This window comes from Variovorax sp. KK3 (genome assembly GCF_001984055.1).
Classification (GTDB): Bacteria; Pseudomonadota; Gammaproteobacteria; order Burkholderiales; family Burkholderiaceae_C; genus Variovorax.
Map to the genome: position 1 here is coordinate 16,370 of NZ_LYVO01000072.1, position 23,567 is coordinate 39,936.

A 23,567-nucleotide genomic window follows, 5' to 3' on the forward strand; every position below is an offset into this window, starting at 1 on the left:
CGAAGGCACAAGCCCGAATGCGGGCCGCCTGCCGGGCGAGCAATAATAAAAGAAAGCTATGACCCTCACCGAACTCAAATACATCGTTGCAGTCGCGCGGGAACGGCATTTCGGCAAGGCGGCCGAGGCCTGCTACGTTTCGCAGCCGACCCTGTCGGTGGCGATCAAGAAGTTGGAAGACGAGCTCGAGGTCAAGCTCTTCGAGCGCAGCGCCGGCGAAGTCACCGTGACGCCGCTGGGCGAGCAGATCGTCCAGCAGGCCCAAAGCGTGCTCGACCAGGCCGCCAGCATCAAGGAGATCGCCAAGCGCGGCAAGGACCCGTTGTCGGGCCCGCTGAACCTCGGCGTGATCTACACCATCGGCCCGTATCTGCTGCCCGACCTGGTGCGCCAGAACATCGCCCGCACACCGCAGATGCCGCTGGTGCTGCAAGAGAACTTCACGGTCAAGCTGCTCGAGATGCTGCGGGCGGGCGAGATCGATTGCGCCATCATGGCCGAGCCCTTTCCGGACACCGGGCTGGCTGTGGCGCAGCTCTACGACGAGCCCTTCATGGCGGCGATGCCGATGCACCACCCGCTGGCCGATCGCGAATCGGTGAGCTCAGACGAGCTCAAGAAGGAGACGATGCTGCTGTTGGGCACCGGGCATTGCTTTCGCGATCACGTGCTCGAGGTCTGCCCAGAGTTCGCGCGCTTCTCGAGCAATGCCGAGGGCATTCGCAAAAGTTTCGAGGGCTCTTCGCTGGAGACGATCAAGCACATGGTCGCCGCCGGCATGGGGGTGACCCTGGTGCCGCGCTTGTCGGTGCCTGCCGACGCGCTCAAGGCTCGCCCGTCCAAGGGCCGCGGCAAAGAGCACGACCAGATCGTGCGCTACCTGCCCGTGCGCGACGTGCAGGGCGGCGAGCCGCCGACGCGCCGCGTGGTGCTGGCCTGGCGCCGCAGCTTCACGCGCTACGAGGCCATCGCGGCCTTGCGCAACGCGATCTACGCTTGCGAGTTGCCGGGGGTGACCCGGCTGTCTTGACGCCATCTTTTCGAATGCGCTGCGAATGGCCGCGATAGAGTGCGGCTGTTGCGAAGCCTGCTTGCAGCTCCTAAAGTTTCCAGACCTTTTCACCACCTCAAGAAAGAGAACTCGCGCCATGGCCAGAGACGACAAGAAATCCAAACCCGCTTCCTCCGCCGGCAAGGTGCCCAAGAAGGGCGGCACCGTGGTCGCCCAGGAGTCGGGCAGCCGCAACGCGCCGATCATCAACATCGGCATCGATCGCGAGGACCGCGCCGCCATTGCGGAAGGCCTGAGCCGTGTGCTGGCCGACACCTACACGCTGTACCTGACGACCCACAACTTCCACTGGAACGTGACGGGGCCGCACTTCAACTCGCTGCATGCGATGTTCATGGAGCAATACACGGAGCTGTGGAACTCGACCGACGTGATCGCCGAGCGCATCCGCGCACTCGGCCACTACGCGCCGGGCTCCTATGCCGAATTCAGCAAGATCGCGACCGTGCCCGACGTGCCCCAGGACCCGCCCAAGGCGACGGAAATGGTGCGCATCCTGGTCAAGGGCCACGAGACCGTGTCGCGCATCTCGCGCGAGTTCATTCCCGTCGCGGAAGCGGCCGGCGACGACCCGACCGCCGACATGCTGACCGCGCGTTGCACGGTGCACGACCAGACGGCCTGGATGCTGCGCTCCCTGCTCGAAGACTGAGCCCCATTGCTCGTCGTGCGGCGGCCTGCCGGCCGCCGCGGCGGTGGCGCAAAATCGCGCCATGTCCGCCTCCATTCTTGCGCCACGCAGCCGTCTGTCGCTCTACCTTGACCTGATCCGCTGGAACCGGCCGGCCGGCTGGCTTTTGCTGCTGTGGCCCTCCTTGGCTGCGCTGTGGTTCGCCGCCGACGGGTTTCCGGGCTGGCATCTGCTGGCCGTCTTCGTGCTCGGCACCATCCTCATGCGCAGCGCAGGCTGCTGCGTCAACGACGTGGCGGACCGCGATTTCGATCGCCACGTCAAGCGCACCGCGCAGCGGCCCGTCACCAGCGGTGCCATCTCGGTGCAAGAGGCGCTGGTCGTCGGCGCGGCACTGGCGCTGCTGGCCTTCGGCCTCGTGCTCTCGACCAATCGCGTGACCGTGCTGTGGTCTTTCGCGGCGCTGGCCGTCACGCTGATCTATCCCTATGCCAAGCGCTTCGTGTCGATTCCTCAGGCGGTGCTGGGCATCGCTTTCAGCTTCGGCATCCCGATGGCTTTCTCGGCGGTGCAGTCGACCGTGCCTGCCTTTGCATGGTGGCTGCTGGCGGGCAACCTGTTCTGGGTGCTGGCCTACGACACCGAGTACGCGATGGTCGACCGCGACGATGATCTTCGGATCGGCATGAAGACGTCGGCCATCACCTTCGGCCGCTTCGACGTGGCGGCGGTCATGCTGAGCTATGCGCTCTATCTGGCCATGTGGGCCGCGGCCGGCGCGAGCCGCCAACTCGGGCCGATCTTTTACGCGGGCATCGCCATCGCGGCGGCGCAGGCGCTCTGGCATTGGCGGCTGATTCGCGACCGCACCCGGGAAGGCTGCTTCAAGGCCTTCCGGGCCAACCACTGGCTGGGCTTCACCGTGTTTGCCGGCGTCGTCGCCGGCTATCTGCTGCGCTGAACCCTGGCGGCAGACGGCATTAGCCGCGGCCGAATTCCTGGGCCAGTTCGCCGGCGCGCCGATGGGCGGCGCGGATCGCGGCCTTGAAGCGGTTCTTGACCTCGTCGGCTTCCATGGCGCTGATGGCGGCGTGCGTGGTGCCGCCCTTCGAGGTCACGCGCTCGCGCAGCACGGCGGGCGGCTCGGTGGCATCGCGCGCCAATGTCGACGTGCCGCCGAAAGTGCCGACGGCCAGCCGGTGTGCTTGATCCTGCGTCAGGCCCAATTCGATGCCGGCCTCGGTCATGGCCTCGATGAAATAGAAGACGTAGGCCGGGCCCGAGCCGGACACGGCGGTAACCGCGTCCAGCGCGCTTTCGGCGTCTACCCACATCAGTTCGCCGGTCGCCTCGAGGACCTGCTCCACGCGCTTGCGCTGCTCGGGCGTCACCGCCGGTCGGGCGAACAGCCCTGTCATGCCCTGGCCCACCAGCGCGGGCGTGTTCGGCATCGCGCGCACCACCTTCTCGGTGCCGAGCCAACGCGCGATGCTTTCGGAAGGGATGCCCGCAGCGACGCTGAGATGCAGCGCGTTCTTCGCAAAGGTGCCGGCAGCCGACGCCGCTTGGGCGAAGGTCTGAGGCTTGACCGCCCAGACGATCAGTTCGCAGCGGCCGAGGGGCACCCCGGCCTTTTCTTGCGCGGTGATTCCGAATTCGTGCTGAAGCCGCTCGCGCGCCTCGGCGGAGGGTTCGACCACTTCGAAGGTCTCGACCGGAACTTGTCGTTTGATGAGCCCGCCGATGATGGCGCTGGCCATGTTGCCGCCGCCGATGAAGCCGATCGGCGGCAGAGGTGCCCGCTCCTGGCGGGGCAGGAAGGTGACGGCGATGTTCATGTGGCTATCCAGTGAATTCGAAGGCGGCGAACTGCGTGACCTGCAGCGGATTGAAATTGTCGTCGCTCACCACCACCAGCAGGCGCTTGCCGTCCGCTCGCTGCGGGCCCCAGCACATGCCTTCGAAGTTGTCCAGGCGCGTGAGGCCCAGGGTGGTGAAGTCGGCGACCAGGGTCTTGGAGGCCGGGCGGTGATTGTCCGCGCTCAATCGCTCCAGGGGGAGTGTGTCGGTGGCGCCGCGGGTGTCGATCTCGTACAGGCGCAGCGAGTTGCCGGTGCCGGTGGCGTAGGCGCGCTCCAGCACCAGCATGCGGTGGTCGTCGATCATGAGGATTTCGCTCACGCCGTTGTCCGCGTAGGTGCCTGGAAGCAAGGGGCGCACAGGGATGGCGTCGGGCACATAGGCGATCTGGCGGCTCGGCTTGCCGCTGGCCAGGTCGACCTGCGTGAACCGGCAGGGGCCGCCCGGCGCTGCGAGGGTCGGGCTGGGGCCGTCCTGGATCAGCGCGTTTTCCATGGCGAGCCAGGCGTGCCGGCCATCCGACGTTAGGGCGAGGCCTTCCAAGCCGAGGTTGTCGCGCGGGCCGCGGCGGCGATCAGGGTCGGCGTGGAAGAGCGGCGGCAGGGGAATCTCCCTGATGAGCGTGCCGTCTCTCTGGGATTCGAAGAAGGCAGGGCCGAAGCCGCGGCGGACGTCGCCCTCTGTGGTCCACAGCAGCGTTCCGGTGTCGGGGCGCCAGCGCAGCGCCTCGGGATCGATCACGGGAACATCGGCGGGTGCTTGCCTTCTCGACGGCCACGCACTGCCATCGCGCTGGCGCAGCGTCATTCGACCGACGGCTTCGGGCCGAGCCCCTTTGTTGGAAGCCGCCCACTTCGCCGCATAAATGCGTGCCGGAGCGAAGTCTGATCTATCGTCGCAAAGAAGCAGGTACTCACCTTTGGCATGGTCGTAGTCGATCGCGGACAGGCCACCGATGGTGCTTCCGTCGAAATGCGGCCGGTGGGGCCATCGCGCCTCTGCCACAAACCGCAGGCGCGATGGCACCTTCGGAGCAGAGGGAGCGGCCTGCGTTACCCGGCAGCCGCCTAGCCCGAACGCCGTGACCAAACAGGCGCCCGCAAGGAGCAATCGGCGGCGGCCACGGTCGGACGGGGCGGGGAGAGCGGCGGTCAAGCCAGGAAGTCTATCGGCCTCGTACGTTGGCCAAAGTTGTCGGTTGACAGCCCAGAAGTGCCACGCCATAATCGCGGGCTTCGCCTTTCAAAGGCAAGAAGCTTCTGCCCAGCGGAAGCGCGTCGAAGTGGTTTCGGCGCGTGGACGACGGGCCCAAGACTGACCGCAACCGTCCTTCGATCCTCGGGGATCTCCAGGGACGGGGACCGGTACAAGTTGGGAATACACGAAATGATCCAAACTGAATCCAGGCTCGATGTGGCCGACAACACGGGCGCGAAATCCGTCCTGTGTATCAAGGTGCTCGGTGGCTCCAAGCGGCGTTATGCCAGCGTGGGCGACGTCATCAAGGTCAGCATCAAGGAAGCCGCCCCGCGTGGTCGCGTCAAGAAGGGCGAGATCTACAGCGCCGTGGTCGTGCGCACCGCCAAGGGCATCCGTCGCGCCGACGGTTCGCTCGTCAAGTTCGACGGCAATGCCGCCGTTCTGCTCAACGCCAAGCTGGAGCCCATCGGCACCCGCATCTTCGGACCGGTCACGCGCGAGCTGCGCACCGAGAAGTTCATGAAGATCGTGTCGCTGGCACCCGAAGTTCTGTAAGGACATCTCGCCATGAACAAGATTCGCAAGGGCGACCAGGTCATCGTGTTGGCCGGGCGCGACAAAGGCAAGCGTGGCACTGTGTCGCTGCGCAAAGACGACTCGCACCTCGTCATCGACGGTGTGAACCTCGTCAAGAAGCACACCAAGCCGAACCCCCTCAAGGGCACGACTGGCGGCATCGTCGAAAAGGCCATGCCCATTCATCAATCCAACGTGGCGATCTTCAATGCCGCGACCGGCAAGGCCGATCGCGTGGGCATCAAGGTCACGGACGGCAAGCGCGTGCGCGTCTTCAAGTCCAGCGGCGAAGAAATCAAGGTCGCCTAAGGGGTACTCACATGGCACGTTTGCAAGAACACTACCGCGAAAAGGTCGCGAAGGAACTGACCGAGAAGTTCGGCTACAAGTCGCCGATGCAGGTTCCGCGCCTGACCAAGATCACGCTCAACATGGGTGTGGGTGAGGCGGTCGCCGACAAGAAGGTGCTCGAAAACGCCGTCGCCGACTTGACCAAGATCGCCGGCCAGAAGCCCGTCGTGACGAAGTCGAAGAAGGCCATCGCCGGCTTCAAGATCCGCGAGAACCAGCCGATCGGTTGCATGGTGACGCTGCGTGGCGTCCAGATGTTCGAGTTCCTGGATCGCTTCGTGACGGTGGCTCTGCCCCGCGTGCGCGACTTCCGTGGTATCTCGGGCCGGGCCTTCGATGGCCGTGGTAACTACAACATCGGCGTGAAAGAGCAGATCATTTTTCCCGAGATCGAGTACGACAAGGTCGACGCCCTGCGCGGCCTCAATATCAGCATCACGACAACGGCCAAGACCGACGAGGAAGCCAAGGCGCTTCTCGCGGGCTTCCGTTTCCCGTTCAAGAACTGAGGTGACTTGTGGCTAAAGTAGCTTTGATCGAGCGCGAGCTCAAGCGAGAAAAACTGGTCGCAAAGTACGCCGCCAAGCATGCGGAACTGAAGGCGATCGCCAACGACGCCAAGAAGACCGACGAAGAGCGTGCGGTTGCCCGCCTGGGCTTGCAGAAGCTCCCGCGCAACGCAAACCCGACCCGTCAGCGCAATCGCTGCGAGATCACGGGCCGTCCGCGCGGCACGTTCCGCCAGTTCGGTCTGGCCCGCGCGAAGATCCGCGAACTGGCTTTCAGCGGCGACATCCCGGGTGTCACCAAGGCCAGCTGGTAAGCCAGGCAGGAGCAAACAACATGAGCATGAGTGATCCCATTGCCGACCTGCTGACGCGTATTCGTAACGCGCAGATGGTGGCGAAGCCCACTGTGTCGGTTCCGTCTTCCAAGGTGAAGGTCGCGATCGCGCAGGTGTTGAAGGACGAGGGCTACATCGACGGCTTCCAGGTCAAAACCGAAGCCGGCAAGAGCGAGCTCGAGATTTCGCTGAAGTACTACGCCGGCCGTCCGGTCATCGAGCGCATCGAGCGCGTGAGCCGTCCGGGCCTGCGCGTCTACAAGGCCAGTGCCGCGATTCCGCAGGTGCAGAACGGCCTGGGCGTCGCCATCGTCACCACGCCCAAGGGTGTGATGACCGACCGCAAGGCTCGCGCCAGCGGTGTGGGCGGCGAAGTGCTGTGCTACGTCGCTTGACCGAGACATCGAGGAGAACACTGAAATGTCCCGAGTAGGAAAAATGCCGATCGACATCCCGCAAGGCGTGGATGTGGCGATCAAGGATGACCAGATCAGCGTCAAGGGTGCGGGCGGTGCGCTCAGCCTGGCGCCCAATGCGCTGGTGAAGGTTGTCAGCAAAGATGGCAAGCTGAACTTCGAGCCCGCCAACGAGTCGCGTGAAGCGAACGCCATGAGCGGCACGATGCGCCAGCTGGTCAACAACATGGTGGTCGGCGTGACCAAGGGCTTCGAGAAGAAGCTGAACCTGGTTGGCGTGGGCTACAAGGCCCAGGCGCAAGGCGCCAAGCTCAACCTGCAGGTCGGTTACTCGCACCCGGTCAACAAGGACATGCCTCAGGGCATCACGGTGGCGACGCCCACTCCGACCGAGATCGTGATCAAGGGTGCCGATCGCCAACGCGTCGGCCAAGTGGCCGCTGAGATCCGCGCTGTTCGTCCGCCCGAGCCCTACAAGGGCAAGGGCATCAAGTACTCGGACGAGAAGATCGTGATCAAAGAGACCAAGAAGAAATAAGGGGCAGCAAAATGATGTTGACCAAGAAAGCACAGCGTCTTCGCCGTTCGCGCCAGACCCGCATCCGCATTGCAACGCAAGGCGTGGCGCGCCTGACGGTGAACCGCACCAACCTGCACATTTATGCCACCGTCATCTCCGACGACGGCACCAAGGTGATCGCCACGGCTTCGACGGCCGAAGCCGAAGTGCGCACCACGCTGGGTGGCTCGGGCAAGGGCGGCAACGCGGCCGCAGCCACGGTCATCGGCAAGCGCATCGCCGAAAAGGCGAAGGCTGCCGGTATCGAGAAGGTCGCTTTCGACCGCGCTGGCTTCGCCTACCACGGCCGCGTCAAGGCGTTGGCCGATGCGGCCCGCGAAGCCGGTCTGCAGTTCTAACCGGACACGAGATTCAAAATGGCAAAGATTCAGGCAAGAACGCAGAGCGAAGGCCCCGAGGACGGTCTGCGCGAGAAGATGATCGCGATCAACCGCGTCACCAAGGTGGTGAAGGGTGGTCGTATCCTTGGTTTCGCTGCACTGACCGTGGTCGGTGACGGTGACGGTCGCGTCGGCATGGGCAAGGGCAAGTCGAAGGAAGTGCCCGCCGCCGTGCAGAAGGCGATGGAAGAAGCGCGCCGCAATTTGATGAAGGTGTCGATCAAGAACGGCACGTTGCATCACCGCGTGACGGGCCATCATGGCGCCGCCTCGGTGGTCATGATTCCGGCGCCCAAGGGTACCGGCATCATCGCCGGCGGCCCGATGCGCGCCGTGTTCGAAGTCATGGGCATCACCGACATCGTGGCCAAGAGCCATGGTTCGTCGAACCCCTACAACATGGTTCGCGCCACGCTGGACGGCCTGCGCAACTCGACCACGGCGTCCGAAGTCGCGGCCAAGCGTGGCCTGACCGTCGAGCAACTCTTCGCCTGACCGGGAGCAGCTTCATGGCACAACAACAAACGCTCAAGGTGCAATTGGTCAAAAGCCCGATTGGCACCAAGCAATCGCATCGCGACACCGTGCGCGGGCTGGGTCTGCGCAAAGTCAACAGCGTGAGCGAGCTGGAAGACACGCCCGCGGTCCGCGGCATGATCAACAAGATCAGCTATCTGGTCAAAGTGCTCTAAGAGAGACGCATATGGAACTCAATGGCATCAAGCCGGCAGATGGCGCCAAGCACGCCAAGCGCCGTGTCGGCCGTGGTATCGGCTCCGGCCTGGGCAAGACCGCAGGCCGCGGTCACAAGGGTCAGAAGTCGCGCGCGGGTGGCTTCCACAAAGTCGGCTTCGAAGGCGGTCAAATGCCGCTGCAGCGCCGGCTGCCGAAGCGTGGCTTCAAGTCGCAATCGCTCAAGTACAACGCCGAAGTGACGCTGACCGCGCTGGAAAAGCTCGGTTTGGGTGAGGTCGACCTGTTGGCTCTCAAGCAAGCGGGGCTCGTTGGGCAGATCGCCAAGGTCGTGAAGGTCGTCAAGTCGGGCGAGCTGACCAAGGCCGTCAAGCTGACGGGTATCGGCGCAACCGCCGGCGCCAAGGCTGCGATCGAAGCGGCTGGCGGCAGCGTCGCCTGATCACAAGGGAAAGAAGGTCATAGTGGCAACCAACGCGGCGACGCTCGCAAAGACTGGCAAGTTCGGTGACCTCCGTCGCCGACTGGTCTTTCTGCTGCTCGCTCTCGTGGTCTACCGCATCGGCGCGCACATCCCGGTGCCGGGCATCAACCCGGATCAACTCGCACAGTTGTTCCAGGGACAGCAGGGCGGCATTCTGAGCCTGTTCAACATGTTCTCGGGCGGTGCGCTGTCGCGCTTCACCGTGTTCGCGTTGGGCATCATGCCGTACATCTCCGCGTCGATCATCATGCAACTGATGACCTACGTGGTGCCGACCTTCGAGCAGCTGAAGAAAGAAGGCGAGGCTGGCCGGCGCAAGATCACGCAGTACACCCGCTACGGCACGCTTGGCTTGGCGTTGTTCCAGTCCTTCAGCATTGCTGTGGCGCTGGAGTCGTCGGCAGGCTTGGTGATCGCCCCTGGTTTCGGCTTTCGCCTGACCGCGATGATCAGCCTGACGGCCGGTTCGATGTTCCTGATGTGGCTCGGAGAGCAGATCACCGAGCGAGGCCTGGGTAACGGCATCTCGATCCTGATCTTCGCGGGTATCGCCGCTGGCCTCCCCAGCGCGATCGGTGGCCTGCTGGAACTGGTTCGTACCGGCGCCATGAACGTGATCGCCGCGCTGTTCATCGTGGCAGTGGTCATCCTGGTCACCTATTTCGTGGTTTTCGTCGAGCGGGGCCAGCGCAAGATCCTGGTGAACTACGCACGACGGCAGGTGGGCAATAAGGTGTACGGCGGGCAGTCTTCGCATCTGCCGCTGAAGCTGAATATGGCTGGGGTCATCCCGCCCATCTTCGCTTCGTCGATCATCCTGCTGCCGACAACGGTGGTGAGCTGGTTCAGCACGGGCGATAGCATGCGCTGGATCAAGGACATCGCGAGCGCGCTGACCCCGGGCCAGCCGATCTACGTGTTGCTCTATGCAGCGGCGATCGTGTTCTTCTGCTTCTTCTACACGGCGTTGGTGTTCAACAGCCGCGAGACGGCAGATAACTTGAAGAAGAGTGGTGCGTTCATTCCGGGCATTCGTCCGGGTGACCAGACCGCCCGCTACATCGACAAGATCCTGGTTCGCCTCACGCTGGCGGGCGCGGTGTATATCACCTTCGTCTGCCTGCTGCCTGAGTTCCTGATCCTCAAATACAACGTGCCGTTTTATTTTGGCGGCACGTCGTTGCTGATCATCGTGGTGGTCACCATGGACTTCATGGCCCAGGTGCAGAACTACATGATGTCCCAGCAATATGAATCACTGCTCAAGAAGGCCAACTTCAAGACCTCTTAGCAGACGAAGTGAAGATGTCGAAGGACGATGTCATCCAGATGGTTGACTTGGGCCGGGCTCGCATCGTGTTTAAGGCGAAGTGAGTCGCCGGGTTGAACAGTTTTAGGAGAGTGAAATGAGAGTTTCGGCTTCGGTCAAGACCATCTGCCGCAATTGCAAGATCATCCGCCGCAAAGGTGTCGTGCGCGTGATCTGCACCGACCCGCGCCACAAGCAGCGCCAGGGTTGAGCACTACTGATTTAAGAGGACGCACATGGCACGTATTGCTGGCATCAACATTCCGCCGCACAAGCACGCCGAGATCGGCCTGACCGCCATCTTCGGCATCGGTCGTACGCGCGCTCGCAAGATTTGCGAAGCGAGCGGCATCGATTACTCGAAGAAGATCAAGGATCTGACCGACGCCGATCTGGAGAAGATCCGCGACCAGATCGCGCTTTTCACCATCGAAGGCGACCTGCGCCGCGAGACGACGATGAACATCAAGCGTTTGATGGACATCGGCTGCTACCGCGGCTTCCGTCACCGTCGCGGCCTGCCCATGCGCGGGCAGCGCACGCGCACCAATGCCCGTACTCGCAAGGGTCCGCGCAAGGCGGCGCAGTCCCTGAAGAAGTAAGGATAGACAAGCATGGCTAAAGCTCCTGCCAACAACGCCGCACAGCGCGTTCGCAAGAAGGTCCGCAAGAACGTTGCGGACGGCATCGCGCACGTGCACGCTTCGTTCAACAACACGATCATCACGATCACCGATCGCCAGGGCAACGCCCTGTCGTGGGCGTCCTCGGGCGGCCAAGGTTTCAAGGGCTCGCGCAAGTCGACGCCTTTCGCTGCTCAGGTCGCATCCGAAGTGGCGGGTCGTGCTGCGGTCGAACAAGGCATCAAGAACCTCGATGTCGAGATCAAGGGCCCTGGCCCGGGTCGCGAATCGTCGGTGCGTGCGCTGGCCGCGCTCGGCATCCGGATCAACTCGATCTCGGATGTGACGCCGGTTCCGCACAACGGCTGCCGTCCCCAGAAGCGCCGTCGCATCTGAGGCGAAGTCGCCAGGCGCAGCCAGCTCTTGGGCCGGCTGCGCGTTTTGTTTTTTGTTTTTGACAAGCCCACCGCCGTCGGCTCTCCGCTGATGGCTCCCGCAGACGACTCTGCGGCAGATGAACAAAGGAAGATCAAGTGGCACGCTACCTCGGCCCCAAGGCCAAACTCTCCCGCCGCGAAGGCACCGACCTTTTCCTCAAGAGCGCCCGCCGCTCCATTCAGGACAAGGCGAAGTTCGACTCCAAGCCCGGTCAGCACGGTCGCACCTCCGGCCAACGCACCTCCGATTTCGGACTGCAACTGCGCGAGAAGCAGAAGGTCAAGCGCATGTACGGCGTGCTCGAGAAGCAATTCCGCCGCTACTTCGAGGAAGCCGATCGTCGCCGTGGCAACACCGGCGCGAACCTGCTGTTCCTGCTCGAATCGCGGCTGGACAACGTCGTGTACCGCATGGGCTTCGGCTCCACCCGTGCCGAAGCGCGCCAGCTCGTGTCGCACAAGGCGATCACGGTCAATGGCCAGTCGGTCAACATCCCGTCGTACCTGGTCAAGACCGGCGACGTGGTCGCGGTGCGCGACAAGTCGAAGAAGCAGAACCGCATCGTCGAGGCGCTTCAACTGGCCCAGCAAGTCGGCATTCCGGCCTGGGTCGAAGTGAACATCGACAAGGCCGAAGGCACCTTCAAGAAAGTGCCCGATCGCGACGAGTTCGGCGCCGACATCAATGAGTCGCTGATCGTCGAACTGTACTCGCGCTAAGCAGGCGAGAACGACCCGCCGATCGGCGGGCCGAACGTTGATTTTTTGTTCCCTGCCGCGATCGCCGCGGCCGGGCACTTCACCAGCCTTACCGGTGTAACGAGCCGGGGGTATTGAGAGGAAGTCTGCATGCAAACCACCCTGTTGAAACCCAAGACCATTCAGGTCGAGCAACTTGCCGCCAACAAAGCCAAGGTCACGCTCGAGCCTTTCGAGCGCGGCTATGGCCACACGCTCGGCAACGCGCTGCGTCGCGTACTGCTTTCCTCGATGGTGGGCTACTCTGCCACCGAAGTGACGATCGCCGGCGTGCTGCATGAGTACTCCTCGATCGACGGCGTTCAGGAAGACGTCGTCAACATCCTGCTCAACCTGAAGGGCGTGGTGTTCAAGCTTCACAACCGCGATGAAGTCACGCTAAGCCTGCGCAAGGATGGCGAAGGTGCGGTGACGGCTTCCGACATCCAGACGCCTCACGACGTCGAGATCATCAACCCTGATCATGTCATCGCCCATCTGTCGCAAGGTGGCAAGCTCGACATGCAGATCAAGGTCGAGAAGGGCCGCGGCTATGTGCCCGGCACCATGCGTCGCTATGCAGACGAGCCGACCAAGTCGATCGGACGTATCGTCCTCGACGCGTCTTTCTCGCCGGTGAAGCGCGTGAGCTACACGGTCGAAAGCGCCCGCGTCGAACAGCGCACCGACCTCGACAAGCTGCTTCTCGAGATCGAGACCAACGGTGCGATCAGCGCCGAAGACGCCGTGCGCGCCTCGGCCAAGATCCTGGTCGAGCAACTCGCGGTGTTCGCGCAACTGGAAGGGGGTGAACTCGCCGCATTCGACCAGCCTGCGCCGCGGAGCGCCCAGCAATTCGATCCGATCCTGCTGCGCCCGGTCGACGAGCTCGAACTCACTGTGCGCTCGGCCAATTGCTTGAAGGCCGAGAACATTTACTACATCGGTGACCTGATTCAGCGCACCGAGAACGAGCTTCTCAAGACCCCGAATCTGGGTCGCAAGTCGCTCAACGAAATCAAGGAAGTGCTTGCCTCGCGCGGCCTGACCTTGGGGATGAAGCTCGAAAGCTGGCCGCCGGCTGGTCTCGACAAGAGGTAATCGAGAGGCGACGAGCCCGTTCGGGCCTCGTCCTTCTCATTCATTCGTAACTGGTGAACGCGAGGTACCTGACACGGCCCCGCGCATTGATAAGGAAAGGAACTCACCATGCGTCACGGACACGGACTCCGCAAACTCAACCGCACCAGCTCGCACCGCCAAGCGATGCTGCAGAACATGATGAATTCGCTCATCGAGCATGAAGCCATCAAGACCACGGTGCCCAAGGCCAAGGAACTGCGCCGCGTGATCGAGCCCATGATCACGCTGGCGAAGAAGGATACCGTCGCCAACAAGCGGCTGGCGTTCAATCGGCTGCGCGACCGCGACAGCGTGGTCAAGCTCTTCGGCGAACTCGGCCCGCGCTATCAAGCTCGGCCGGGCGGCTACACGCGAATCCTGAAGATGGGCTTCCGCGTCGGCGACAACGCCCCGATGGCTTTGGTCGAACTGGTGGATCGTCCTGAAATTTCCGATACCCCTGCTGACGAGCAGGGCGAAGAATAAGCTATAATATTCATCTGCCGCGCGATGGAGCAGCCTGGTAGCTCGTTGGGCTCATAACCCAAAGGTCGCAAGTTCAAATCTTGCTCGCGCAACCAAATTGAAGCGGGACTCACCGCTGATTTGCAAGACGCCCACTTTGGTGGGCGTTTTTGTTTTTGCCTCCGGTTGGCATTCAATTGGCGTTTGGTGACCTGGCTCGCGAAGATCGGTGGTTGAGTGGGGCATCTGAGGATTCGGTCGAGCTTGACGGCTCTTGCTTCCTATCCAGTAGGTAGAAGCTACTCGTTTTGGCCAAACTTTCCCCCAAACCGCGATTCTGTGTGACAAAAGTCATGGATCGAGCCCCGGTCGGTGCTTAACATTTAGGCCACAAGTTCACGCTCAACCGAGCAAATAAGTCCACGCCTGGCGGAGGCAACAATTTCATGACTGAGACTTCCATTTCGCGAGAACTCATCGAAAACGCGATGGACGCAGTCCAGAAAGCCGTCGATTCAGTATTCACGAATCAGCCGGCCGTTCCGTTCCACTCGAACACCGATCTGCTGGCGCTGGACGAAAAAGAACGCGAAGAAATTCGCCGGGATGAAGCGGCGAATTACCGCGACCGCCCGACGCTATCCGCCCTCAGTTTTTGTCTTACCTCGGCTATTTCGCTGCTAGCCATTGCTCATTCGCTGATCGACCAGCCGGAAGTCTTGTCGCCGATGGAGCGCGAGGAGCTTTGGAAGAAGTTGGCCGCAGACACGAAGGTGGCCGGTCGGGCCGCGTACCGGGCGGCGCTGATCCTGTCCGACCCCAACGCCGAGGGCGGCAACCATCCCTAAGGCGCTGCGCGGTTGTTGAGCGGAATCCAACGCTCCAACACGGCGGAGAGCGGAACTAAAAGCAGAGGCCCGAGGCCTCAAAACCTCAAGGTCCGAGGCCTGACGCTCAAGGCCAAAGTCCCAAGCCTCGATCAATCGCACTCAGTCAGGCACAACCGCCGTGACCTCGATCTCGACCTTGGCACGTGCCTCCACCAGCGCAGCCACCTGCACGCAAGTCATCGCCGGAAAATTGCGACCCATCGCGTCTCGATAGACCGGGCCCAGTTCGCTCAGGCGCCGGTTGTATTCATCTCGATCGGTCACATACCAGGTCATCCGCACCATGTGTTCCGGTCCGGCGCCGCCTTCGCGCAGGATCTCCACGATGTTGCGCAGGGCTTGGCCGGTCTGTTCTATGAAATCGTCGGAGACGAATTGCTGCTGCGCATCCCAGCCCACCTGGCCGCCGACGAAGAGCATCGTGCCGCGCGCGGCGACGCCGTTGGCGTAGCCCTTGGGAGGTGCCCAGCCGGGCGGTTGCAGGAGTTTGTTCATGGTGTGTCTTGCCTCAGTTTGAATCGTTGGAGCTTGCCGGTCTCGGTGCGCGGCAGGCCGGCGACGAACTCGATCTCGCGTGGGTACTTGAAGGGAGCGATGGTGGCTTTGACGTGGTCTTGCAGTGTCTTGACCAACGCTGCGTCACCGGCATGGCCGGGCTTGAGCACGCAGAAGGCCTTGACGATCATTCCGCGTTCCGCGTCGGGCTTTCCGATCACGCCGCATTCGGCCACGGCCGGATGCTGGAGCAACGCATCCTCCACCTCCGGACCGCCCACGTTGTAGCCCGCCGTGATGATCATGTCGTCGGCGCGTGACTGATAGAAAAAGTAGCCATCCTCGTCCTGCACGAAGGCGTCGCCCGGGTAGTTCCAGCCCTGCTTCACGTAGTTGGCCTGGCGCGGGTCGTCCAGATAGCGACAGCCGACCGGCCCGATCATGGCCAGCTTGCCGACGGTCCCGCGCGGCACTTCGTTGCCGGCTTCGTCGACCACTTTCGCGGTGAATCCTGGCACGGCTTTGCCGACGGCGCCTCGCCGCACCTCATTCCCTGCTGCCGAGATGTAGATGTGAAACACCTCCGTGCCGCCGATCCCGTCCAGCATTTCGATGCCGGTGGCGTCCTTCCACAGCACGCGTGTCGCGTCGGGCAAGGCTTCGCCGGCGCTCACGCTGATGCGCAGCGTGGGCACGCCCAGGGCCTTGGCGAAGGGCGCCATCTGCCGATAAAAGGTCGGCGCGGTATAGCTGATGGTCGCGCCGACCTCGCGGATCGTCTTGACCATGCCTTCCGGCGTGTACGGCGCGTCATTGAAATACACCGAAGCGCCGGCCCACATCGGAAAGATCAGCAGCCCGCCGAGCCCGAAGGTGAAGGCCAGCGGTGGCGACCCGATCACGATGTCGTCGCTGCGCGCACGCAGCACATGACGCGGCCACGTCTCGCACATCGCCAGCACATCGCGGTGCGTGGTCACAGGCGCCTTCGGCTTGCCCGTCGTGCCCGATGTGAAGGCCAGCAGGGCGATGTCGTCGGTGGCGGTCGGGCATGCGGCGAACACACCGCTCTTCGCGGCGGCCCGCATCTCAAGCGACCCTTCCACCTGCGGCTGGTTGAAGGCAAGCACTGCCGCGAGCACGGGATGAGCCCGCTGCGCAGTCTGCAATTCATCGAGCAAGCGACCATCGCACAACGCGACCACCGGCTGCGCCTTCTCGATGACGTCGCCCAGTTCCTTGGCGCGCAGCAGCGGCATGGTCGCGACCGCGATCAAGCCCGCCTTCACCACGGCCAACCAACTGAGGGCCATGCCGATGGAATTGCCGCCGCGCAACAGCACCCGGTTGCCCGGCACCAAGCCGAGGTCGTCGACCAGTACTTGCGCGATGCGATTGACTTCGACCGCAGCCTCGGCGTAGCTCAAGGTCCGGCTCGGCGAGCGCAGCATCGGCCGATCGGCCCAGGGCTTGGCTGCGGCCTTGTCGAGCAGTTCCTCCACCAGATTCAGCTGGTCCGGCAGCTGCAGTTCGGGCAGGTCGTAACGAAAGATCGGCAACTGGTCCGCCGGCGGCAGTCGGTCGTGTACGAAGCGATCGACCTGTGCGCTCATGACGCACTCCGCAAGACCGACTTGCCGATGATCAACTGCTGCACTTCCGTCGCGCCTTCGTAAATGCGCAGCGACCGGATGTCGCGATACAGGCTCTCGACCTTCGTGCCGACCTTCACGCCCAGGCCGCCGTGCATCTGCAGCGCCATGTCGATGACGCGGCTGGCGTTCTCGGTGGCGCACATCTTGGCCATCGCCGCCGCGGCGGTGATGTCGCCTGCTGGCGGGCCGCCGCGTGCTTCGCTCTCGTCGCGCATCCATGCCGCGCGGTAGGTCAGCAGCGCCGCGCTGTCGATCAGCGCGGCCATCTCGCCGAGCTTGGCCTGCGTAAGCTGGAAGTCGGCCAGCGTCTGCCCGAACATGCGGCGTTTGCTCGCATGATGCACCGCCTCGGCCAAGGCGCGGCGCGCCATGCCCAGTGCTGCGCCGGCCACCGATGCGCGAAAGATGTCCAGCGTCCGCATCGCAAGCTTGAAGCCGCCGTTCAACTCGCCGAGCTGCGCCTCGCGCGGCACGCTGCATCCTTCGAAGCGCAGCGTTGCCAGCGGATGCGGCGCCATCACGTCGATATGCGCCGAGGTGTCCAGGCCTTGCGCGCTCGCATCGACCACGAAAGCCGTGATGCCCCGCGAGCCGGCATTCGCATCGGTCTTGGCGAACACGCAATAGAAGTCCGCGATGCCGCCATTGCTGATCCACGTCTTCTCGCCGTCCAGGCGCCAGCCTTGCGGTGTGGCCGTGGCCTGCATCGCCATCGCGCCCACGTCGGAGCCGGCGTCCGGCTCGGAGAGCGCGAAGGCGGCGATCTTCTCGCCCTTCGACACGGCGCGCAGGTAGTCCTGCTGCTGTGCGGCGGTGCCGGCCAGCGTGATGGCCCCGCTGCCCAGTCCCTGCATGGCAAACGCGAAATCGGCCAGCGGCGAATGAAAAGCCAGCGTCTCGCGCAGCAGCACCAGTGCACGCGAATCCAGCCGCTCGAGCGCGCCACCCGATGCCGCGGGCACGCAGTAACGTAGCCAGCCGCCTTCCCCCAAGCGCTTTACCCAGTCGCGGCAGGCCGCGCGATCGTCGCGCTCGTCCACCGACTGGGCAGCCGCCCATGGCAACAGCTCGCTCGACAGCGCACGGTGCGCTTCATCGAAGAAAGGCAGCGCCAGGTGCGCTGTCGAAGGATGCGTCGCGGATGCTGCCATGTCTTCAGTCTCCACCGAACACCGGCTTGCGCTTGGCCGCGAAGGCTTCGAAGGCGCGCTTGAAGTCGTCGGTCTGCATGCAGATCGCCTGCGCTTGCGCTTCCGATTCGATCGCCTGATCGATGGTCATCGACCACTCCTGCGACAACATGGTCTTGGTCATGCCATGCGCGAAGCTCGGGCCCTCCGCGAGCTTGCGCGCCACCGCGCTTGCAGCAGGCAGAAGCGCATCGCTCTCGTGCAACGCGTTGAAGAAGCCCCACGCATGGCCTTCCTGCGCGGTCATGGCGCGCCCCGTGAACAGCAGCTCCGAAGCGCGGCCCTGGCCGATCACGCGCGGCAGCAAAGCGCAGGCACCCATGTCGGCGCCGGCCAAGCCGACGCGCGTGAACAAGAAGGCGGTGTTCGTCGCCGCCGTGCCGTAGCGCAGGTCGCAGGCCAAAGCGATCATGGCGCCCGCGCCGGCGCACACGCCGTCGATCGCACCCACGATGGGCTGCGGGCAGTGGCGCATGGCCTTCACCAGGTCGCCGGTCATGCGGGTGAACTCGAGCAGCTCCGGCATCCGCATCTTCGTCAGCGGGCCGATGATCTCGTGCACGTCGCCGCCCGAGCAGAAATTGCCACCCGCGCCGTTCACCACGATCGCCTTGACGTCGCTCGCGAAGTACAGCGCGCGAAAAAGGTCGCGCAGCTCCGCATAGGAGTCGAAGGTCAGCGGGTTCTTGCGCTCGGGCCGGTTCAGGGTCACGGTGCCGACGCCGGCTTCGAAGGCCCAGCTGAAGTGCTCGGCCTGGTAGCCGGCCTTCGGCTCGAACTGCGCGCGCATGGGATTGCCTGCGCCGATGTAATGCTTCATACGGTCTCCGCCAGTTGCTGATGGGAATGCTGCTTGACCTTGCCGAGCAGCTTGTGAAGTTGCGTGATCTCCTTCGCGCTGAGTCCCGCGAAGGCGTCGACGATCCAGGCCTCGTGCTGTTGCGCCATCTCGTTGAACAGCCGGCGCCCGCGCGTCGTGAGCCGCACGCGCCAGGCGCGGCGGTCGCCCTCGACGTCGACGCGCTCCACCAGCCCTTCGGTCACCAGCTGGTCGGTGATGCCGGTGACGTTGCCGCCGGTGACCATCATGCGACGCGACAGCTCGTTCATCTTCATGCCGTCGGGTGCACGCTCCAGCTGCGACATCAGGTCGAAGCGAGGCAAGGTGGTGGCGAATTGCTCGCGCAACCCGTTGCGCACCTGCTTCTCGATCAGCTGCGTGCAGGTCAGGAGACGCAGCCAGAGCCGCAGTTCGTCCGGATGTTCGCTGTGGGCCCGCGCTTCGAGGTCCATGCTATTGCTCCTCTTCCTGATTGCGGGGCGCGTTGCTCGCCGCCATGGCGGCAGCCAGCTGCTGCTGCTTGGCGATCTCGCGGTACATCTGGTCGCGGCCGCTCAGGTACTGGCGCGGCCATTCGATGTCGCGGCTCTGCAGCTTGGCGGTCTCGTGCAGCGTCCACGCCGGGTCGGCCAGATGCGGACGCGCCACGGCGCACAGGTCGGCGCGGCCGGCCGCGATGATGCTGTTGGCCTGGTCGGCGTCGGTGATCGCACCCACCGCGATGGTCGAGATGCCGACCTCGTTGCGGATGCGATCGGCGAACGGCGTCTGGTACATGCGCCCATACACGGGCTTCGCCGCCCGCGTGGTCTGGCCCGACGACACGTCGATGAAGTCGCAGCCGGCGTCCTTGAAAAAGCGCGCGATCTCGACCGCGTCGTCGGCCGTGTTGCCGCCCGGCGCCCAGTCGTGCGCGGAGATCCGCACGCTCATCGGCCGCTCGGCCGGCCACGCCTCACGCATGGCGCGGAACACTTCCAGCGGGTAGCGGCAGCGGTTTTCCAGGCTGCCCGCGTACTCGTCGGTGCGCTGGTTGGTCAGCGGGCTGATGAAGGAGGCCAGCAGGTAGCCATGCGCGCAGTGCAGTTCGAGCCAGTCGAAACCGGCCTCCGCGGCCCGCCGCGTCGATGCGACGAATTGGTCACGCAGCTCGTCCATGTGCGCGCGGGTCATCGCGGCCGGCAATTGGTTCTGTTCGCCGTACGCCAATGCGCTCGCCGCCAGCAGCGGCCAGTTGCCTTGGGGCAGCGGCTCGTCCATCTCGTCCCAGCCGAGCTGCGTCGAGCCCTTCGGCCCGCTGTGGCCCAGCTGCATGCCGATCTTGGCGCTGCTCTGCGCGTGCACGAAATCGACGATGCGCTTGAAGGCGGCCGATTGCTCGTCGTTGTAGAGCCCCGTGCAGCCGGGCGTGATGCGACCCTCGGGTGTGGGGCTGGTCATCTCGACGAACACGATTGCCGCGCCGCCCAGCGCACGCGCGCCCAGGTGCACGAGCAGGAAATCCTGCGGCACGCCGTCGACGGCACTGTACGTCGCCATCGGCGACACCATGATGCGGTTCTTGAGCGTGAGCCCGCGCACCGTGAGCGGCATCAGCATCGGTGGCAGGGCCTTGCCGCCGGCGAGCCACTGCTCGTAGCCGCCCAGCCAGCGCGTGTCGCGCAGGCGCAGGTTCTCGTGGCTGATGCGCTGCGACCGCGTCAACAGCGAATACGCGAACTGCTCGATCTCCATGCCCGTGTAGCGCTTCACGTTCTCGAACCACTCGGTCGAGTTGCGCGCCGCGTTCTGGATCTTGAGCACCTCGACGCCGCGCCGCGCCTCGTAGGCCTCGAGCACCGCGTCGACCTCGCCGCCGCCAGCGAACTCGTTGCACAGGTCGATCGCATCTTCGAGCGCGAGCTTGGTGCCCGAGCCGATCGAGAAGTGGGCGGTGTGCGCCGCATCGCCCATCAACACCACCGGCACGCTGCGGCCATTCACGTCGACCCGATGCGTCCAGTGCTTGCACACCACGCGCGGAAAGCGAATCCAGTTGGCCGAGCCGCGCAGGTGCGTCGCATTGCTGATCAGCGCATTGCCGCCCAGGTACTTCGCGAACATCTTCTCGCAGAAGGCGATGGCCTCGGGCTGCTCCATCTGGTCCAGCCCGTGCGCCTTCCAGACTTCTTCGGGCGTCTCGACGATGAAGGTGGAGGTGTCGTTGTCGAATTGGTAAGCGTGCGCCTGAAACCAGCCGTGCTCGGTCTGCTCGAAGGCGAAGGTGAAGGCGTCGAAGGTCTGGTGCGTGCCGAGCCAGACGAAGCGGCATTGGCGCAAGTCGACGTCGGGCTCGAACACGTCCGCATAGCGCTGGCGGATGCGGCTGTTGAGGCCGTCGCTGGCGATCACCAGGTCGGCGTCGTACTGCGCGGCAAGGGCCTGGTCGTCCGTCACGTCGGTTTCGAAGACCAGCTTCACGCCCAGCGCCAGGCAGCGCTCCTGCAGGATGTTGAGCAGCCGCTTGCGACCGATGCCGCAGAAGCCGTGGCCGCCCGAGCGCACCTGGCGGCCCTTGAAGAACACCTGGATGTCGTCCCAGTGGTGGAATTCGTTGCCGATCAGCGCTGCCGTGTCGGGGTCGGCCGCGCGCAGGTTGTCGAGCGTCTGGTCGCTGAGCACCACGCCCCAGCCGAAGGTGTCGAAGGGGCGGTTGCGCTCGACCACGGTCACCTCCAACGACGGCTTCCTGGCTTTCATCAGGAGCGCGAAGTAGAGGCCGGCCGGGCCGCCGCCGATGCACAGGATGCGCCGAAGGTCAGATGCGAAGCTATTCATGGATCAATAGTTTAGACCTAAACAATTGGCTGTCAACTCAGGGCAAGCCCGGAGGGGAAATTCGGGGGGTCGGTTGACGACGCTGCGCGCGCTGGCAAAAATCGGTCCATGCCAAGCCTGTTGCCGAAGATCGAGTCGCAGCTGTCATCGCTGCAGGTGCCCGTCACGCTTCAGCTGCCCGATGGGCGCCAGTTCGGCCGGCCCGGCTCGCGTGTCACCCTGGCGTTCACCGAATGGTCGGCGCTGGCCAAGCTGGCGGCACGCCAACTGGGCGCCCTCGGCGAGGCCTACGTCGAAGGCAAGGTGCAGATCCAGGGTGCCATGCGCGACCTGATCGACGTCACGGTCGGCCTGCTGCCGCACAACCCGGCCCAGACCACGGACACCTGGTGGTCCCGCCTGCAGCACAGCGCGCGCTCCCGCAGCCTGCATTCGCTGGGCAAGGACGCCGAGCAGATCCAGTTCCACTACGACGTCTCCGACGACTTCTATGCGCTGTGGCTCGACCCCCGCCGCGTCTACTCATGCGCCTACTTCCGCGACGACTCCATGACGCTGGCGCAGGCGCAGGAGGCCAAGCTCGACCTGATCTGCCGCAAGCTCATGCTGCAGCCCGGCGATCGCTACCTGGACATCGGCGCCGGCTGGGGCGCGCTGCTGTTGTGGGCCGCCGAACACTACGGCGTCGACGCCACCGGCATCACGCTGTCGAAGAACCAGCACGCCCACGTCAGCCGGCTGATCGAAGAGAAGGGGCTCGCTGGCCGGGTGCGCGTGGAGCTGCGCGACTACCGCGAGCTCGACGAGAGCCGGCCCTTCGACAAGATCTCGTCGGTCGGCATGTTCGAGCATGTGGGCAGTGCCAACATGGGCGCCTATTTCGGCAAGATCAATGCGCTGCTCAAGCCCGGCGGCCTGGTGCTGAACCACGGCATCACCTCGGGGCAGGTCAACTATGCCCAGCTCGGCGCGGGCTTGGGCGACTTCATCGAGAAGTACATCTTCCCGGGCGGCGAGTTGCTGCACGTCACGCGCATCCTGCGCGAGACCGCCGCGGCCGGCCTCGAGATGGTCGACACCGAGAACTTGCGGCCGCACTACGCACGCACGTTGTGGCATTGGTCCGACGCGCTGGAGGCGCACTTCGACGATGCGCGCGAGGTGCTCGAGCGTCATAGTGGCAAGGACAAGGCGGGACGTGTATTGCGCGCCTATCGCCTGTACCTTGCAGGGTCGGCCATGAGCTTCGAGCAGGGCTGGATCGCGCTGCACCAGATGCTCGCGACCAAGCTCGACGGAAAGGTCAAGGCACAGCCGCTGCACGGCGCGCAATCGGTGTACCCTTTTGTCCGCGACTACATCTATAAGTAAAGCGAGGCTTCCATGCTCTATGAATTCAAATCACGCGCCGCTCCCCCCTTCAAGATGCTCGAGACGCATGCCCGGCAGCTGTTCGACGTCATCGGCAAGACGCCGTCGAAGCAGGGCGTGATCACCGTCGACCAGATGCCTGCGGCCATCGCCGCGCTAGAGGCCGCCATCGCACGCGAAGGCAAGAACTCGCACAACCACGACGACTATGCGGTCGAAGGCCATGACGACGAAGCCGAGCGCCAGCACGTCGGCCTGCACCAACGCGCCGTGCCCCTGTTGCACATGCTCAAGGAATCCCAAGCCGACGGCAAAGACGTCACCTGGGGGGTCTAAGCTCTCCCCCAGGCTCCCCCACTTCGTGTGGTCCGCCAACCCCCTCACCGGGGGCGACACCAGCGGCCCGGCAAAGCCGGTTCCGCGGTGTCTCGCGAACAGGCGTGCGCGGTGCGCCGCCGCTTCGGCCTGTACGAACTAGTTGTGATGTCTCAATAGGTTGTTCACCCGGAAGGGTCTGGGAGACTGGA

Annotated in this window: 31 protein-coding genes and 1 tRNA gene; 24 read left to right on the forward strand and 8 right to left on the reverse strand. The window is 64.1% G+C overall.

Annotated features, from left to right (window positions below):
* Positions 1-58: 58 nt before the first annotated feature.
* The 3 genes from B0W80_RS26555 to ubiA all read left to right on the forward strand — a co-directional run bounded on the left by B0W80_RS26555 (position 59) and on the right by ubiA (position 2,664).
* Entirely contained in the window at positions 59-1,030 is a 972-nt protein-coding gene (locus tag B0W80_RS26555; RefSeq protein WP_077002161.1) for a LysR substrate-binding domain-containing protein, read from the forward strand.
* Positions 1,031-1,148: 118 nt separating this feature from the next.
* Positions 1,149-1,724 carry a Dps family protein gene (locus B0W80_RS26560; RefSeq protein WP_077002162.1) on the forward strand — a complete coding sequence of 192 codons (576 nt, stop codon included), beginning with the start codon at positions 1,149-1,151 and terminating at the stop codon, positions 1,722-1,724.
* Positions 1,725-1,785: 61 nt separating this feature from the next.
* Positions 1,786-2,664 (forward strand): 4-hydroxybenzoate octaprenyltransferase, encoded by an 879-nt coding sequence (gene ubiA / locus B0W80_RS26565; RefSeq protein ID WP_077002163.1) that lies wholly within the window; start codon positions 1,786-1,788, stop codon positions 2,662-2,664.
* 19 nt (positions 2,665-2,683) lie between these two features.
* Here the strand turns inward: ubiA and proC are convergent, their stop codons facing one another.
* Together proC and B0W80_RS26575 are read right to left on the reverse strand one after the other, a co-directional pair.
* Complete coding sequence (gene proC / locus B0W80_RS26570) at positions 2,684-3,541, reverse strand: pyrroline-5-carboxylate reductase (RefSeq protein WP_077002164.1); 858 nt, start codon at positions 3,539-3,541, stop codon at positions 2,684-2,686.
* A 4-nt stretch (positions 3,542-3,545) separates the two neighbouring features.
* Complete coding sequence (locus B0W80_RS26575; protein WP_256856694.1) at positions 3,546-4,589, reverse strand: esterase-like activity of phytase family protein; 1,044 nt, start codon at positions 4,587-4,589, stop codon at positions 3,546-3,548.
* Between the two features lie 360 nt (positions 4,590-4,949).
* On the opposite strand from B0W80_RS26575, the gene rplN reads away from it, so the two are divergent.
* From rplN to B0W80_RS26670, 19 genes are all read left to right on the forward strand, one after another.
* Positions 4,950-5,318, forward strand: coding sequence for a 50S ribosomal protein L14 (rplN, locus tag B0W80_RS26580; protein WP_068674584.1), 369 nt, complete (start codon positions 4,950-4,952; stop codon positions 5,316-5,318).
* Between the two features lie 12 nt (positions 5,319-5,330).
* Positions 5,331-5,648, forward strand: coding sequence for a 50S ribosomal protein L24 (gene rplX, locus B0W80_RS26585; protein WP_077002166.1), 318 nt, complete (start codon positions 5,331-5,333; stop codon positions 5,646-5,648).
* 11 nt (positions 5,649-5,659) lie between these two features.
* On the forward strand, positions 5,660-6,199 hold the full coding sequence (gene rplE / locus B0W80_RS26590; protein ID WP_077002167.1) for a 50S ribosomal protein L5: 540 nt from the start codon (positions 5,660-5,662) through the stop codon (positions 6,197-6,199).
* Between the two features lie 8 nt (positions 6,200-6,207).
* Positions 6,208-6,513, forward strand: coding sequence for a 30S ribosomal protein S14 (gene rpsN / locus B0W80_RS26595; protein ID WP_077002168.1), 306 nt, complete (start codon positions 6,208-6,210; stop codon positions 6,511-6,513).
* A gap of 20 nt (positions 6,514-6,533) precedes the next feature.
* Positions 6,534-6,929 carry a 30S ribosomal protein S8 gene (rpsH, locus tag B0W80_RS26600; RefSeq protein WP_077002169.1) on the forward strand — a complete coding sequence of 132 codons (396 nt, stop codon included), beginning with the start codon at positions 6,534-6,536 and terminating at the stop codon, positions 6,927-6,929.
* Positions 6,930-6,954: 25 nt separating this feature from the next.
* The gene (gene rplF, locus B0W80_RS26605; protein WP_077002170.1) at positions 6,955-7,488 is read left to right on the forward strand and encodes a 50S ribosomal protein L6; all 534 of its coding nucleotides are present in this window, start codon (positions 6,955-6,957) and stop codon (positions 7,486-7,488) included.
* Between the two features lie 14 nt (positions 7,489-7,502).
* Positions 7,503-7,868: a 50S ribosomal protein L18 gene (gene rplR, locus B0W80_RS26610; RefSeq protein WP_077002189.1), complete on the forward strand. Its 366-nt coding sequence runs from the start codon at positions 7,503-7,505 to the stop codon at positions 7,866-7,868.
* Positions 7,869-7,886: 18 nt separating this feature from the next.
* Positions 7,887-8,405 carry a 30S ribosomal protein S5 gene (rpsE, locus tag B0W80_RS26615; RefSeq protein WP_077002171.1) on the forward strand — a complete coding sequence of 173 codons (519 nt, stop codon included), beginning with the start codon at positions 7,887-7,889 and terminating at the stop codon, positions 8,403-8,405.
* A 14-nt stretch (positions 8,406-8,419) separates the two neighbouring features.
* Entirely contained in the window at positions 8,420-8,602 is a 183-nt protein-coding gene (rpmD, locus tag B0W80_RS26620; protein ID WP_077002172.1) for a 50S ribosomal protein L30, read from the forward strand.
* An 11-nt stretch (positions 8,603-8,613) separates the two neighbouring features.
* Entirely contained in the window at positions 8,614-9,045 is a 432-nt protein-coding gene (gene rplO, locus B0W80_RS26625) for a 50S ribosomal protein L15 (protein WP_077002173.1), read from the forward strand.
* 22 nt (positions 9,046-9,067) lie between these two features.
* Positions 9,068-10,378, forward strand: a complete 1,311-nt coding sequence (gene secY, locus B0W80_RS26630; RefSeq protein WP_077002174.1) for a preprotein translocase subunit SecY — start codon at positions 9,068-9,070, stop codon at positions 10,376-10,378.
* 115 nt (positions 10,379-10,493) lie between these two features.
* Entirely contained in the window at positions 10,494-10,607 is a 114-nt protein-coding gene (gene rpmJ / locus B0W80_RS26635) for a 50S ribosomal protein L36 (protein WP_038201958.1), read from the forward strand.
* A gap of 25 nt (positions 10,608-10,632) precedes the next feature.
* Entirely contained in the window at positions 10,633-10,998 is a 366-nt protein-coding gene (rpsM, locus tag B0W80_RS26640) for a 30S ribosomal protein S13 (RefSeq protein WP_077002175.1), read from the forward strand.
* 12 nt (positions 10,999-11,010) lie between these two features.
* Positions 11,011-11,415, forward strand: coding sequence for a 30S ribosomal protein S11 (rpsK, locus tag B0W80_RS26645; protein ID WP_068641693.1), 405 nt, complete (start codon positions 11,011-11,013; stop codon positions 11,413-11,415).
* Between the two features lie 137 nt (positions 11,416-11,552).
* Positions 11,553-12,176 (forward strand): 30S ribosomal protein S4, encoded by a 624-nt coding sequence (rpsD, locus tag B0W80_RS26650; RefSeq protein WP_077002176.1) that lies wholly within the window; start codon positions 11,553-11,555, stop codon positions 12,174-12,176.
* A gap of 129 nt (positions 12,177-12,305) precedes the next feature.
* Positions 12,306-13,295, forward strand: a complete 990-nt coding sequence (gene rpoA, locus B0W80_RS26655; protein WP_077002177.1) for a DNA-directed RNA polymerase subunit alpha — start codon at positions 12,306-12,308, stop codon at positions 13,293-13,295.
* A 108-nt stretch (positions 13,296-13,403) separates the two neighbouring features.
* Positions 13,404-13,802 carry a 50S ribosomal protein L17 gene (rplQ, locus tag B0W80_RS26660; RefSeq protein ID WP_077002178.1) on the forward strand — a complete coding sequence of 133 codons (399 nt, stop codon included), beginning with the start codon at positions 13,404-13,406 and terminating at the stop codon, positions 13,800-13,802.
* A gap of 18 nt (positions 13,803-13,820) precedes the next feature.
* Positions 13,821-13,897 (forward strand) — tRNA-Met (locus B0W80_RS26665).
* 330 nt (positions 13,898-14,227) lie between these two features.
* Positions 14,228-14,629 (forward strand): hypothetical protein, encoded by a 402-nt coding sequence (locus B0W80_RS26670; RefSeq protein ID WP_077002179.1) that lies wholly within the window; start codon positions 14,228-14,230, stop codon positions 14,627-14,629.
* A 141-nt stretch (positions 14,630-14,770) separates the two neighbouring features.
* On the opposite strand, the gene B0W80_RS26675 is transcribed toward B0W80_RS26670, so the two are convergent.
* The 6 genes from B0W80_RS26675 to B0W80_RS26700 are packed head-to-tail and all read right to left on the reverse strand — an operon-like array spanning position 14,771 to position 21,669.
* Entirely contained in the window at positions 14,771-15,166 is a 396-nt protein-coding gene (locus tag B0W80_RS26675) for a RidA family protein (protein ID WP_077002180.1), read from the reverse strand.
* Positions 15,163-16,779, reverse strand: a complete 1,617-nt coding sequence (locus B0W80_RS26680; RefSeq protein ID WP_077002181.1) for an AMP-binding protein — start codon at positions 16,777-16,779, stop codon at positions 15,163-15,165. The genes B0W80_RS26675 and B0W80_RS26680 overlap by 4 nt, the downstream gene beginning before the upstream one ends.
* Positions 16,776-17,972, reverse strand: a complete 1,197-nt coding sequence (locus B0W80_RS26685) for an acyl-CoA dehydrogenase family protein (protein ID WP_077002182.1) — start codon at positions 17,970-17,972, stop codon at positions 16,776-16,778. Before B0W80_RS26685 ends, B0W80_RS26680 begins: the two co-directional genes overlap by 4 nt.
* A gap of 4 nt (positions 17,973-17,976) precedes the next feature.
* Positions 17,977-18,831 (reverse strand): enoyl-CoA hydratase family protein, encoded by an 855-nt coding sequence (locus tag B0W80_RS26690; protein ID WP_077002183.1) that lies wholly within the window; start codon positions 18,829-18,831, stop codon positions 17,977-17,979.
* Positions 18,828-19,304 carry a MarR family winged helix-turn-helix transcriptional regulator gene (locus tag B0W80_RS26695; RefSeq protein ID WP_077002184.1) on the reverse strand — a complete coding sequence of 159 codons (477 nt, stop codon included), beginning with the start codon at positions 19,302-19,304 and terminating at the stop codon, positions 18,828-18,830. Before B0W80_RS26695 ends, B0W80_RS26690 begins: the two co-directional genes overlap by 4 nt.
* A gap of 1 nt (position 19,305) precedes the next feature.
* Positions 19,306-21,669: a bifunctional salicylyl-CoA 5-hydroxylase/oxidoreductase gene (locus B0W80_RS26700; RefSeq protein ID WP_077002185.1), complete on the reverse strand. Its 2,364-nt coding sequence runs from the start codon at positions 21,667-21,669 to the stop codon at positions 19,306-19,308.
* A 108-nt stretch (positions 21,670-21,777) separates the two neighbouring features.
* On the opposite strand from B0W80_RS26700, the gene B0W80_RS26705 reads away from it, so the two are divergent.
* Positions 21,778-23,040: a cyclopropane-fatty-acyl-phospholipid synthase family protein gene (locus B0W80_RS26705; RefSeq protein ID WP_077002186.1), complete on the forward strand. Its 1,263-nt coding sequence runs from the start codon at positions 21,778-21,780 to the stop codon at positions 23,038-23,040.
* Positions 23,041-23,052: 12 nt separating this feature from the next.
* On the forward strand, positions 23,053-23,376 hold the full coding sequence (locus tag B0W80_RS26710) for a DUF1840 domain-containing protein (RefSeq protein WP_077002187.1): 324 nt from the start codon (positions 23,053-23,055) through the stop codon (positions 23,374-23,376).
* Positions 23,377-23,567 lie beyond the last annotated feature (191 nt).

Bases quoted from the DNA above. Each gene is read 5' to 3' on its own strand.
- B0W80_RS26670 (WP_077002179.1), top strand. From the start codon at position 14,228: ATGACTGAGACTTCCATTTCGCGAGAACTCATCGAAAACGCGATGGAC.
- rplX (WP_077002166.1), top strand. From the start codon at position 5,331: ATGAACAAGATTCGCAAGGGCGACCAGGTCATCGTGTTGGCCGGGCGC.
- proC (WP_077002164.1), bottom strand. From the start codon at position 3,541: ATGAACATCGCCGTCACCTTCCTGCCCCGCCAGGAGCGGGCACCTCTG.
- B0W80_RS26680 (WP_077002181.1), bottom strand. From the start codon at position 16,779: ATGAGCGCACAGGTCGATCGCTTCGTACACGACCGACTGCCGCCGGCG.
- B0W80_RS26675 (WP_077002180.1), bottom strand. From the start codon at position 15,166: ATGAACAAACTCCTGCAACCGCCCGGCTGGGCACCTCCCAAGGGCTAC.
- rpoA (WP_077002177.1), top strand. From the start codon at position 12,306: ATGCAAACCACCCTGTTGAAACCCAAGACCATTCAGGTCGAGCAACTT.
- rpsE (WP_077002171.1), top strand. From the start codon at position 7,887: ATGGCAAAGATTCAGGCAAGAACGCAGAGCGAAGGCCCCGAGGACGGT.
- B0W80_RS26690 (WP_077002183.1), bottom strand. From the start codon at position 18,831: ATGAAGCATTACATCGGCGCAGGCAATCCCATGCGCGCGCAGTTCGAG.
- B0W80_RS26700 (WP_077002185.1), bottom strand. From the start codon at position 21,669: ATGAATAGCTTCGCATCTGACCTTCGGCGCATCCTGTGCATCGGCGGC.
- B0W80_RS26685 (WP_077002182.1), bottom strand. From the start codon at position 17,972: ATGGCAGCATCCGCGACGCATCCTTCGACAGCGCACCTGGCGCTGCCT.
- rpsK (WP_068641693.1), top strand. From the start codon at position 11,011: ATGGCTAAAGCTCCTGCCAACAACGCCGCACAGCGCGTTCGCAAGAAG.
- B0W80_RS26710 (WP_077002187.1), top strand. From the start codon at position 23,053: ATGCTCTATGAATTCAAATCACGCGCCGCTCCCCCCTTCAAGATGCTC.
- rplE (WP_077002167.1), top strand. From the start codon at position 5,660: ATGGCACGTTTGCAAGAACACTACCGCGAAAAGGTCGCGAAGGAACTG.
- rpmD (WP_077002172.1), top strand. From the start codon at position 8,420: ATGGCACAACAACAAACGCTCAAGGTGCAATTGGTCAAAAGCCCGATT.
- rplQ (WP_077002178.1), top strand. From the start codon at position 13,404: ATGCGTCACGGACACGGACTCCGCAAACTCAACCGCACCAGCTCGCAC.
- B0W80_RS26705 (WP_077002186.1), top strand. From the start codon at position 21,778: ATGCCAAGCCTGTTGCCGAAGATCGAGTCGCAGCTGTCATCGCTGCAG.
- B0W80_RS26555 (WP_077002161.1), top strand. From the start codon at position 59: ATGACCCTCACCGAACTCAAATACATCGTTGCAGTCGCGCGGGAACGG.
- rplN (WP_068674584.1), top strand. From the start codon at position 4,950: ATGATCCAAACTGAATCCAGGCTCGATGTGGCCGACAACACGGGCGCG.
- rplO (WP_077002173.1), top strand. From the start codon at position 8,614: ATGGAACTCAATGGCATCAAGCCGGCAGATGGCGCCAAGCACGCCAAG.
- ubiA (WP_077002163.1), top strand. From the start codon at position 1,786: ATGTCCGCCTCCATTCTTGCGCCACGCAGCCGTCTGTCGCTCTACCTT.
- rplR (WP_077002189.1), top strand. From the start codon at position 7,503: ATGTTGACCAAGAAAGCACAGCGTCTTCGCCGTTCGCGCCAGACCCGC.
- B0W80_RS26695 (WP_077002184.1), bottom strand. From the start codon at position 19,304: ATGGACCTCGAAGCGCGGGCCCACAGCGAACATCCGGACGAACTGCGG.
- rplF (WP_077002170.1), top strand. From the start codon at position 6,955: ATGTCCCGAGTAGGAAAAATGCCGATCGACATCCCGCAAGGCGTGGAT.
- rpsH (WP_077002169.1), top strand. From the start codon at position 6,534: ATGAGCATGAGTGATCCCATTGCCGACCTGCTGACGCGTATTCGTAAC.
- rpmJ (WP_038201958.1), top strand. From the start codon at position 10,494: ATGAGAGTTTCGGCTTCGGTCAAGACCATCTGCCGCAATTGCAAGATC.
- rpsM (WP_077002175.1), top strand. From the start codon at position 10,633: ATGGCACGTATTGCTGGCATCAACATTCCGCCGCACAAGCACGCCGAG.
- B0W80_RS26560 (WP_077002162.1), top strand. From the start codon at position 1,149: ATGGCCAGAGACGACAAGAAATCCAAACCCGCTTCCTCCGCCGGCAAG.